Below are 9,922 nucleotides of genomic sequence, written 5' to 3'. Positions count from 1 at the left end.
CCCAGTCACCAGTCACCAGTCACCAGTCACCAGTCACCAGTCACCAGTCACCAGTCACCAGTCACCAGTCACCAGTCACCAGTCACCAGTCACCAGTCACCAGTCACCAGTCACCAGTCACCAGTCACCAATCACCAGTCACCAATCACCAATAAAGCAGTAAACTGAAAATCGGGATATTAACTCACGCTCGTAATTTTAACAAGGACAAATTCTAATTTAGTTATGGTATCGACTCACCCCGTCAAGGTTCAACCTTCTGGCAATCAATATCTATCTCCCAGCCAGGATAGTACAAATATTTCTCCTAATCAACAACTCCTACCCTTGACTGCTAGAGTTAATCGTGATGATTTTCTAGAAATCGGTGGGTGTGATGTCACAAAGCTAGTTCAGCAGTTTGGTTCACCTTTATATATTTTGGATGAAACAACCTTGCGGACAGCTTGCCAACAATACCGGGATACCTTTAAAAAATACTACAAAGGTGAATCTCAAGTATTGTACGCCTCTAAAGCATGGAATTGTTTAGCAGTTTGCGCCATTGTCGCTTCAGAAGGTTTAGGAATAGATGTAGTATCTGGTGGTGAACTTTACACAGCTTTAGAAGCTGGTGTGAGTCCAGAGAAAATCTACCTCCACGGAAATAATAAATCCCGTGATGAGCTAACTTTAGCCATTGAATCAGGTTGTACCATTGTTGTTGATAACTGGTATGAATTACATACTTTGGTAGAACTAGCAACCAAAGATTCAGCCATCCGTATTATGCTGCGGTTAACTCCGGGGATTGAATGTCATACCCATGAGTATATTCGCACCGGACATTTAGATAGTAAATTTGGTTTTGACCCTAATGATTTAGAAGAGGTATTTGCCTTTGTGAGTAAACAACCCGCTTTAAACTGTGTGGGTGTACACGCTCATATTGGTTCGCAAATTTTTGAACGTCAACCCCATAGAGATTTGGCTGCTGTAATGGTACAGTGGTTGCGAGATGCAGCAAAATATAATTTAGAATTGACAGAGTTAAATGTCGGTGGTGGTTTAGGGATTAAGTACACCGAATCAGACGATCCCCCAAGCATTGAAGAATGGTCAAAGGCGATTTGTGAAGTAGTGCAAGAAGCTTGCGCTGCTGAAAACTTGCCCCTCCCCAAACTCCTGTGTGAACCAGGGCGATCGCTCATTGCCACAGCTTGCGTTACTGCCTACACTATTGGATCAGCTAAAACAATTCCTGATATTCGTACTTATGTGACAATTGACGGCGGAATGTCAGATAATCCCCGCCCCATCACCTATCAATCAGTTTATCGGACTGTTGTTGCTAACAAAATGTCTGCTCCTCTAACAGAAACAGTCACAGTAGCGGGTAAACATTGCGAATCAGGAGATATTCTGATTAAAAACGCCTCACTTCCCAAAACTGAACCAGGCGACGTTCTCGTAGTTATGGCAACTGGAGCATACAATTACAGTATGGCATCTAACTATAATCGTCTACCCCGACCAGCTGCCGTGTTAGTAGCTAACGGTGAAGCAAATTTAATTTTGCAAAGGGAAACCTATCAAGACATCATTCGCCAAGATTGCCTACCTGAAAGATTGAAATAGTTATTTTTTCTTGGTCATTGGTCATTAGCTAAGAATCATGACTAATGACTAATGACTAATGACTAATGACTAATGACTAATGACTAATGACTAATGACTATTAGAATCCAGATGTCATGAGAGATTGGTGGAAGCAATGGCTGACGACAAACCTGGGATGGTCACAGTCCTTGCTGCTTGGGACTCTGGATATTCTTTTAGTGCTGGCGTTGACATACATGATCCTGGTGATTATTAGTGAACGCCGGATACTATGGATGGTGCGAGGATTTATAATCTTGATGCTGGCCTCAGCATTGAGTGGGAATTTGGGACTACCTTTGCTCAATTTCGTTTTGGAAAAGTTAGTAATTGGTTGTGCTGTAGCTATGGCCGTAGCACTCCAGTCAGAGTTTCGCCGATTTTTGGAACAATTGGGACGGGGTGAGTTTCGGCAGTTGTTTCAACCTAACCGCTTGACAGTGCCTAAATCTGATAGCGTGATTGATGAAATTGTCGATGCTGTGAAAGAACTGTCAAAAAATCGGATTGGTGCTTTGCTGATTTTGGAAACTACCGGACCAATGGATGAGCGAGATTTTTCTGTACCTGGTGTAAAGTTAAATGCAGAGGTGTCTAAGGAACTGATACAGACAATTTTTCAGCCTAAAACTTTATTGCATGATGGGGCAACTTTGATCCGTGGTTCGCGGATTGTATCATCCGGTATAATTTTACCACTTTCAGGACGCACAGCCTCACGCCAGTTGGGTACACGCCATCGGGCAGCAATGGGAATTACCGAGCGTGTCGAAAATTGCATTTGTGTCGTTGTATCAGAAGAAACGGGTTCTATTTCCTTAGCTGAAAGGGGAACTTTATATAGACCACTGACGATTAGAAAGTTAAAAGAGTCTTTAGAGGAACGATTTTCGCCAACTGTAGACCGAGAAGCTGTAGCACCTGGTCTTTTCAGTTTAGGTCGTCAACTAGGTGGTCAAACATTAGCACTGGTTTCACGTTTACTTAGATTACCATCGACTGCTTCTCGCCAAAAAAATAAGACCGAAAAATGACTACACAACATACTGAACTGCAATATTTGCCTTCTGATTTAAAACGAGAATTACTCCCCCAGCACGTTGCGGTGATTATGGATGGCAATGGTCGATGGGCTAAACGTCAAGGTCTACCTCGAATTATGGGGCATAAGCGGGGAGTTGATGCCCTCAAGGATTTGTTACGCTGTTGTAAAGATTGGGGTATTAAAGCTCTCACTGCTTACGCTTTTTCTACGGAAAACTGGAAAAGACCACAGGAAGAAGTGGAGTTTTTAATGAGTCTTTTCCAAAGGGTTCTGCGTCAAGAACTGCGGGAAATGGTAGAAGAAAATGTACAGATTCAGTTTGTGGGTAATTTACAAGCTTTACCAAAATCGCTACAAGAAGAAATTTCTCGCTCTATGGCAGAAACTAAGGATAATCAAAGTATTAAGTTTACAGTAGCTACTAATTATGGCGGTAGACAGGAAATTTTACAAGCTTGTCGAGCGATCGCCCAAAAAGTAGAGGAAGGTTTATTAAAACCAGATGAAATTTCTGAACAGTTATTTGAAAGTCATTTATATACAGCTGGTATCGCTGATCCAGATTTGCTAATCCGCACCAGTGGAGAAATGCGTTTATCTAATTTCTTACTTTGGCAAATGGCCTATGGTGAAATTTATATTACTGATACTCTCTGGCCAGATTTTGATAGAAAGGAATTTCACCGTGCTTTATGTGCTTATCAACAACGAGAACGGCGGTTTGGGAAGGTTTAGGAAGTAATGCTATATTCAATAGTAAGATTTGGGAGAAAAATTAAATATGACACTATCCCTCTATGATCAAGATATTTTACTCTGGGTTGAAGATACTGTTGCGAAGCTCAAAGCACGGGATTTTGAAACCTTGGATATTGAAAATCTGATTGAGGAAGTAGAGGCTTTGGGAACTTCGCAAAAAAGAGAACTATTGAGCAAGTCCTAAGTTGACAATTTCATAGACAAAACTATACTTGTATTGACAAAAATCAATATATTTTTAGGAAAAAATCAACTACTTGATATATAATACGGTGATATCAAGTATTGAATTGAGACTATTGCCGACGCGAAAACCAAGCAATGATGGTGGTAGTCTTTTTCAGAAACTTAATTGGAACACAATCGCGTCTGGCTAAGGCGTGAAAGTCTACTGAGGGATAACTGCTCCCATGCTCCCGTTGAAGTAGAAAGTAAAGTCTAGTTTTGTCTAGGTTTTATATAGCAGTCGTTTAATTGTATTACTAGAACCCACCTTCCGCACCCTAAACTGTCACACAACGAAAAATGGTCATTTGGGGATTTGAGATTGGTGATCGCTACCTAAAATTTAGAGAATTTTGTATCAAAATTATCCTCAAAAGTCTTCAAAAATCCGAAATTACCGATTGTGACACTGGGGGGTGCAGAATGTGGGATCGAAAAATTTGGGGATAACAGATAGCCCAAACTCTTGCCTTTTGCCTTCTTTGTATGGGATGTAAAAACGATCCTGGAATTGGATTTATGGACCAGAAAAAACAGCTGCTTGAATATCTTCCCGACTGAGAGAATATTTAAAGGAACGTTGGATATCTTGACCATTTTCTCCAGCGTTAATATATCTCACGGTGATTTGTTCAATATCTAACCATAGATCCGCTTGCCAAGTTGGTTTTTGCACGCGCCAACAATGTAACTCGGTGTCATCTTGTTGACAACCTTGCTCTTTTAGCCATTTTTCAATTTGTGGGAGGGGATGGTTATACAGTGGTGTGTTGGCGGGAAGCATAAGCAATTAAAAAAAATTAAAAATTAAAAATTAAAAATTAAAAAAATTCGGCTGGTTGAGGGTTGTGATTTTGGAACATGGAAACTAGATGTTGAGTGGTTGGGGTGGGTTGGGTAAGTTGGGTTTGTAAGGGTTCACCACGCAACACAGCAATGGCGATCGCCAAAACTAAACAACCAACAAAGGTTAAACCCAAGACAAATAATACAAAGATTTCACCCGATGATAAAGGGCGATCGCTTGCATCCAAGTACATTGATTTAGAAAAATCATGGGGTTTATGGGTTGGATGGTTTAAATCCGTTGGTGTTTGAATTACACCAAATCGAGAATAACCAATCTTTAAATCATAACTTAAACGGCGTTCTGGATGACTGAGAGTAGCGTAAGCTTCGTTAATTTCCCGAAATTTTTCAGTAGCAACGGTATCAGGTAATTCTGTTGTATCTGGATGATACTGTTTACTCAGTTCCCGATACGCACGACGTATATCTATGACTGACGCTGAGGGATGCAGTCCTAATAGGGTGTAATATGTTGTAGTGTTACTGCTTTGTGGTTGTGTCCCAGTTTGACTCACGGTTTTGATTTATTTTGATCAACTCTGTTTTTTTCTATTTTAAATCCCTTGGGTGGTGAACCTGTCCATTAAAAAAATAGCAGGATTACATTTGATGATGATGAGAATTAGATTTTACAAACTATCAGGATCAATATTCAATTCTCTCAGTTTAGCTGCTAAACGTTCAGCCCGTTGTTTTTCCTGTTTAGCGTCTTCTTTAGCTTGGATGCCGTATTCTTCAGGTGTCATAATTAACTGACATTCGGCAGTAAAATAACGCAATTTTCCCTCATGAACTCCCAAGTATAAATCTAGCTGCTGACTCCACAATAAACTTTGGGGGTTGGGTTCTATAGGTTGATAAGTTCCACCAAGTAAGATAAAACCAGCAAACTCTGAAGTTTTGGGATCAAACCAAAAATATTCCGGGGTGCGAAAAATATCTTGATAAATTTGTTTTTTTACAGTTCTGTCATCTGTTGCAGTGGAAGGATAAAGCAATTCTATAATTAGGTTAGGATATTTACCGCCTTCTTGCCAAACTACCCAACTATCACGGGGTCGGTTTTCTGTATCCAACACCAGGAAAAAATCTGGACCCCGAAAGTCTTTAGTTTTGATCTGCTGAGGACTGTAATAAATACTCATGTTCCCAGCAATAAAATAGTTATTAAACTTAATTAAATCTTGCCACCACCAATTCAAACATTTAATTAGTAGTAGCATTTGTTCTAGATGTAATGATGATTCCAAGGGTGGTTCGTCACTTTCTATATTAACTATGGGAAATAATACATCTAAATCTGGTGCAGTGTCTTGGGTGACTGTCATAGGTGCGGTTGGGTGGAAGGTTATATTTTTAGGTTAACAGAATATAGTAGGTGACAGTAGTAAACGCCTGTGAGAGCATCTGATAAAATACTAAATAAAGCACTTGATTAGATGCGATGGAAACTAGAATTAATCTGCAAAATATCCAAACTCTTACGGATTTCAAACGTAATGCTAAAGACTACGTAGAAAAAATTAAATCCACAAAATCACCACTTGTACTAACTGTTAATGGTAAAGCTGAGGTCGTAGTACAAGAAGCACAAGCATTTCAACAGATGTTAGATAGAATACATGGTCTTGAGGAAGAACTGCAAAAGCTCAAATTAGCAGCTTTACGTAATGAAATTAATATTGGTATTCAGCAACTAGAAAACGGTGAGTACACTGAATACGATGAAGAATCATTAACAGATTTTTTTGCAGATATTAAAGCCAGAGTTCAGAAAAATGCGGTTGAAAGTGATTTTGTATGAGTCAATTTCGCATTTCTACCCAAGCAGCAAGAGATATTGAGAATATATGAAAATACGTGGCGCAAAATAACCCCAAAGCTGCTGATAAACTTTTTGACACATTGAGAACCACTTTTCCTAAATTAGCCAAATTTCCACAAATGGGTAAAGAACGTCCTGAACTAGCTGCTTATGTGCGAAGTTTCCCTGTAAAAAGTTACCTAATTTTTTACCGTCCTATGAATGAAGGTATTGAAATTGTGAGGATTTTACATGGTTCGCAAGATATAGAAGGGATTTTTCATAATGAAGAAAATACAGATGATGAAAACAGATAATTAATTAAAAATTGTGTAGAGGCATTTCATAAAACGTTCTTACAATACAGAAAAAAATTAGAAACAAAGTTGAAGAATCTCTCGAAAAGAGAGAACAGTCCCAACAACTCCTAGAAATTGCTACAATAGGAGTAGAGAAAGCCATAGAAACCGACGAAACCACAGCTACAGCTTGGATAAACCAACGACTTGCGGCCTTGGGTATTAATTCTCTAGATGAATAAAATCTGAAATGAGGTAAAAATATGACACCTAAAGAAAAACTAATCAGAGAAATAGAACAAACATCAGAAAATCTCATTGAAGAATTGTTAGATTTTTTATTATTTGCTAAAAACAGAAGAAATCAACAAACTAATGAGTCTAATTCTGCTAATCAATTAACCATAGAATCTGGTGAACAGCAACAGAAAAGTAAACCAATTTGGGAAATATTTGAAGAATGTAATCAAGATTTACCAGAAGAAGTTATTGCCCAATTACCAACAGATAGTGCAGCACAAATTGATCATTATCTTTATGGTAAACCCAAACAATAATTATGAAAACATTATTCGTAGATACTTTTTACTGGGTTGCCTTATTTAATCCTAAAGATGAATGGCATTTAACCGTAATAAATTATAGTAAAAACCTTGTTTCAGTTTATCTAGTAACAACGGATGAAGTGTTAACAGAGTTTCTTAATTTCTTCTCAACTTATGATAGTAAAACAAGGCAAAATGCTATTAATAGAGTTCAAGATATTTTGCACAATGATTATGTGCAAATTATACCCCAAACTCATGAAACATTTTTAGCAGGGCTTGAACTTTATAAACAACGTGCTGACAAAGAATATAGCCTCACAGATTGTATTTCTATGCAAACTATGAAGCAATTAGGCATTACTGAAATACTAACTCATGACAGACACTTTACCCAAGAAGGGTTTACTAGACTATTTGAATGAATCAACAACTTGAAATCTTGGGAGTTGAAATATCATGACTATTGCACAAGAAACACGCTACTATTCACCGGAAGAATATTTAGAATTTGAAGTAAATTCAGATATACGTCACGAATATATTGATGGATTAATTATACCGATGACAGGCGGAACACCAAATCATAATCAAATTGCACTGAATTTCAGTGGTACTCTCAACTATCTTCTCAAACGTCGTCCTTATCAAGTATTTGTTACTGATCAACGTCTGTGGATTCCTAACAGACGCATTCACACTTATCCTGATATTATGGTTGTGCAAACTCCCTTGGTATTTGCAGAAGGAAGAAAAGACACTATTACTAACCCATTAATGATTGCCGAGGTGTTATCAAATTCCACCAAAAGCTATGATAAAGATGAAAAATTTGCTGCTTACCGCACTATTCCTACCTTTCAAGAATATATTTTAATTGACCAATACTCAATGCACGTTGAGCAATACTGCAAAATTGGTGATAATAAATGGGTATTTTCTGAATTTGCAGATGCAGAAGCTAGTTTAAATTTAGCCTCTATTCCCTGTCAAATTTTGTTAGCTGATATCTACGATAAAGTTGACTTTAACGTAGAAGAATAATTTCATCAAAATGTGGTTCATTTACCCACAAATGACGATCATCTTGTTAATCAATAAATCATGGAAATCTTAATTCTGAGAGGTTGTTTCAAAAGTTTTTTGTCGTAATATCAGATTCTTAATCAACATCAGATAAAGATGATCCATAAAATTCATCATCTAAAATTTCCTCAATGGTAAAAGGACATAGATGAGGATACTCAGATTCATCAGGAATACGAACTCCAAAAGATGCCAATTTTCCTTCTTTGATAGCAATATCCTTACCATCTGCATAGGAATCTTCTAAAACTTTGGGTAGATAGGATTGCAATGAAGGCATTTTTGATAATTGTTTTTTGATAAGTTTACGATGTTCAATCACCGAATTATAGCAACTATTTTTCATTGTTTCTGGGGCATCAGCTTGAATTTTTAGCTTTAATAAATGGCTAATAAAATCATTAAATTACTCTCTAAAGCATTTTTTTCTGCTTTCCCCAAATCTTTTAACTCCTCAATCAAATTTACTGTATCTAAAACTGTAAATTCATGGCTTTCTAATTGCTTAATTGTTAATTCTAGCCATAAATTAAAGTCTTTTTCATAGAGAGATACACTCATAATATGCCCTCACTAATTAATTTCATAGTCAGATTTGACTTTTGACTTCCCGAAGGGTGTCCTGGAAATCCTGATTATGACTATTAATTAAATCAAATCCGCACGGGGTTTAAAACTTTCAATTTCCCGCAATTTTTCATAAAGCTGTCTTTCTTCCTCTGTAATATTTTTCGGTGTCACTATTTGAATTTCTACTAATTGATCACCTCTTTTTCCACTTTCTGCGGGATAACCTTTATTAGCTAATCTAAATCTTTGACCGGATCTAACTGCGGGAGGAATGGTCATTTTTACAGGACCATCTAAAGTGGGTGCTTCCACTTGTCCGCCTAAAACCGCTTCACTGGGAGTTACAGGAATTTGACAGAAGATATTAGCACCTTCTAGTTTAAATAAAGGATGGGTTTCAACAGTAATTTTTAAGTATAAATCACCGCCGCCGATCCCTTGATTTCGCAAGCGGATAGTTTGACCCGTAACCATAGCAGGTGGCATAGTTACTTCGAGCGATCGCCCATCTTCTAAACGTATTCTTTCATTACCACCTTGATAAGCTTTTTCCAGTGGCAAAGTTAACCTTGCTTCGATATCCCTGCGAGTGGTACGGGGTGGGGTGTTAACTGTATAAGCAACTTTGGTTCTGGGAGTGCGAAACGGGTCGCTAGTAGTTGTACTACCAGTATTAGTTTTAGTTTCTTTGCGACTACTAACACCTATGACTTGATTAATAAAACTTTCAAAATCAGGAAACTCGCTGGGATCTACCTCTTGACTAGTACGGGTGTTGGTGCGACTATCTCCCCAACCCTTTGGTTTTGGTGACTGTTTGCTACCAGCAAAGCCTTTTTGTTTCCAGTAGCGGCTAAATTGATCATATTGCGATCGACGGCTGGGATCGGAAAGAATTTCATAAGCCTCACCAATAGTCTTAAATTTTTCTTCTGCTTCCTTGTCACCAGGATTAAGATCAGGGTGATATTGCCTTGCTAACCTGCGATAAACCTTTTTAATTTCTTCGCTAGAGGCTTCTTTTGTGACTCCCAAAATCTCGTAATAATCGCGGAAATTTTGCAAGTTTTGCATAGTCAGTTATCAGTTATTAGTTATCAGT

At 38.0% G+C, this 9,922-nt stretch carries 13 protein-coding genes and 1 pseudogene; 9 read left to right on the top strand and 5 right to left on the bottom strand.

Going from position 1 to position 9,922, the window contains the following annotated elements; translation table 11 throughout:
- The first annotated feature begins 225 nt into the window (after positions 1 to 225).
- The 4 genes from lysA (at position 226) to H5968_RS08815 (ending at position 3,626) form a co-directional block, all read left to right on the top strand.
- Positions 226 to 1,617 carry a diaminopimelate decarboxylase gene (gene lysA / locus H5968_RS08830; RefSeq protein WP_187039646.1) on the top strand — a complete coding sequence of 464 codons (1,392 nt, stop codon included), beginning with the start codon at positions 226 to 228 and terminating at the stop codon, positions 1,615 to 1,617.
- Between the two features lie 116 nt (positions 1,618 to 1,733).
- A complete protein-coding gene (gene cdaA, locus H5968_RS08825) occupies positions 1,734 to 2,672 on the top strand; it encodes a diadenylate cyclase CdaA (RefSeq protein ID WP_096571099.1) in 939 nt (312 codons plus the stop codon).
- Positions 2,669 to 3,418: an isoprenyl transferase gene (locus H5968_RS08820; RefSeq protein WP_096571097.1), complete on the top strand. Its 750-nt coding sequence runs from the start codon at positions 2,669 to 2,671 to the stop codon at positions 3,416 to 3,418. The genes cdaA and H5968_RS08820 overlap by 4 nt, the downstream gene beginning before the upstream one ends.
- A gap of 46 nt (positions 3,419 to 3,464) precedes the next feature.
- Positions 3,465 to 3,626, top strand: a complete 162-nt coding sequence (locus H5968_RS08815) for a DUF29 family protein (RefSeq protein WP_255427087.1) — start codon at positions 3,465 to 3,467, stop codon at positions 3,624 to 3,626.
- Between the two features lie 558 nt (positions 3,627 to 4,184).
- Here H5968_RS08815 and H5968_RS08810 read toward each other — a convergent pair.
- The 3 genes from H5968_RS08810 to H5968_RS08800 form a co-directional block, all read right to left on the bottom strand.
- Positions 4,185 to 4,451, bottom strand: a complete 267-nt coding sequence (locus H5968_RS08810) for a DUF3143 domain-containing protein (RefSeq protein ID WP_096571093.1) — start codon at positions 4,449 to 4,451, stop codon at positions 4,185 to 4,187.
- A gap of 37 nt (positions 4,452 to 4,488) precedes the next feature.
- Complete coding sequence (locus tag H5968_RS08805) at positions 4,489 to 5,031, bottom strand: J domain-containing protein (RefSeq protein WP_187039645.1); 543 nt, start codon at positions 5,029 to 5,031, stop codon at positions 4,489 to 4,491.
- A gap of 114 nt (positions 5,032 to 5,145) precedes the next feature.
- Complete coding sequence (locus H5968_RS08800; RefSeq protein WP_187039644.1) at positions 5,146 to 5,844, bottom strand: Uma2 family endonuclease; 699 nt, start codon at positions 5,842 to 5,844, stop codon at positions 5,146 to 5,148.
- Between the two features lie 116 nt (positions 5,845 to 5,960).
- On the opposite strand from H5968_RS08800, the gene H5968_RS08795 reads away from it, so the two are divergent.
- From H5968_RS08795 to H5968_RS08775, 5 genes are all read left to right on the top strand, one after another.
- A complete protein-coding gene (locus tag H5968_RS08795) occupies positions 5,961 to 6,320 on the top strand; it encodes a type II toxin-antitoxin system Phd/YefM family antitoxin (RefSeq protein ID WP_187039643.1) in 360 nt (119 codons plus the stop codon).
- A gap of 56 nt (positions 6,321 to 6,376) precedes the next feature.
- The gene (locus tag H5968_RS08790) at positions 6,377 to 6,637 is read left to right on the top strand and encodes a type II toxin-antitoxin system RelE/ParE family toxin (RefSeq protein WP_370569759.1); all 261 of its coding nucleotides are present in this window, start codon (positions 6,377 to 6,379) and stop codon (positions 6,635 to 6,637) included.
- Positions 6,638 to 6,882: 245 nt separating this feature from the next.
- A complete protein-coding gene (locus H5968_RS08785; RefSeq protein ID WP_187039642.1) occupies positions 6,883 to 7,176 on the top strand; it encodes a hypothetical protein in 294 nt (97 codons plus the stop codon).
- Between the two features lie 2 nt (positions 7,177 to 7,178).
- Positions 7,179 to 7,589, top strand: coding sequence for a type II toxin-antitoxin system VapC family toxin (locus tag H5968_RS08780; protein ID WP_187039641.1), 411 nt, complete (start codon positions 7,179 to 7,181; stop codon positions 7,587 to 7,589).
- Between the two features lie 34 nt (positions 7,590 to 7,623).
- Positions 7,624 to 8,208, top strand: a complete 585-nt coding sequence (locus H5968_RS08775) for a Uma2 family endonuclease (RefSeq protein ID WP_187039640.1) — start codon at positions 7,624 to 7,626, stop codon at positions 8,206 to 8,208.
- A 118-nt stretch (positions 8,209 to 8,326) separates the two neighbouring features.
- Here H5968_RS08775 and H5968_RS08770 read toward each other — a convergent pair.
- Positions 8,327 to 8,811 (bottom strand): annotated as a pseudogene (locus tag H5968_RS08770) (DUF29 domain-containing protein).
- An 87-nt stretch (positions 8,812 to 8,898) separates the two neighbouring features.
- Complete coding sequence (locus tag H5968_RS08765; RefSeq protein ID WP_187039639.1) at positions 8,899 to 9,894, bottom strand: DnaJ C-terminal domain-containing protein; 996 nt, start codon at positions 9,892 to 9,894, stop codon at positions 8,899 to 8,901.
- Positions 9,895 to 9,922 lie beyond the last annotated feature (28 nt).

The sequence above is a fragment of the Sphaerospermopsis sp. LEGE 00249 genome (assembly GCF_014299995.1).
GTDB lineage: Bacteria > Cyanobacteriota > Cyanobacteriia > Cyanobacteriales > Nostocaceae > Sphaerospermopsis > Sphaerospermopsis kisseleviana.
The sequence above is the reverse complement of the archived record's forward strand: the minus strand, read 5'-3'. Positions and strand labels throughout refer to the sequence as shown.

Excerpts from the sequence above, each read along its gene's own strand:
- lysA (WP_187039646.1), top strand. The coding sequence starts at position 226 with ATGGTATCGACTCACCCCGTCAAGGTTCAACCTTCTGGCAATCAATAT.
- cdaA (WP_096571099.1), top strand. The coding sequence starts at position 1,734 with ATGAGAGATTGGTGGAAGCAATGGCTGACGACAAACCTGGGATGGTCA.
- H5968_RS08820 (WP_096571097.1), top strand. The coding sequence starts at position 2,669 with ATGACTACACAACATACTGAACTGCAATATTTGCCTTCTGATTTAAAA.
- H5968_RS08815 (WP_255427087.1), top strand. The coding sequence starts at position 3,465 with ATGACACTATCCCTCTATGATCAAGATATTTTACTCTGGGTTGAAGAT.
- H5968_RS08810 (WP_096571093.1), bottom strand. The coding sequence starts at position 4,451 with ATGCTTCCCGCCAACACACCACTGTATAACCATCCCCTCCCACAAATT.
- H5968_RS08800 (WP_187039644.1), bottom strand. The coding sequence starts at position 5,844 with ATGACAGTCACCCAAGACACTGCACCAGATTTAGATGTATTATTTCCC.
- H5968_RS08795 (WP_187039643.1), top strand. The coding sequence starts at position 5,961 with ATGGAAACTAGAATTAATCTGCAAAATATCCAAACTCTTACGGATTTC.
- H5968_RS08785 (WP_187039642.1), top strand. The coding sequence starts at position 6,883 with ATGACACCTAAAGAAAAACTAATCAGAGAAATAGAACAAACATCAGAA.
- H5968_RS08780 (WP_187039641.1), top strand. The coding sequence starts at position 7,179 with ATGAAAACATTATTCGTAGATACTTTTTACTGGGTTGCCTTATTTAAT.
- H5968_RS08775 (WP_187039640.1), top strand. The coding sequence starts at position 7,624 with ATGACTATTGCACAAGAAACACGCTACTATTCACCGGAAGAATATTTA.
- H5968_RS08765 (WP_187039639.1), bottom strand. The coding sequence starts at position 9,894 with ATGCAAAACTTGCAAAATTTCCGCGATTATTACGAGATTTTGGGAGTC.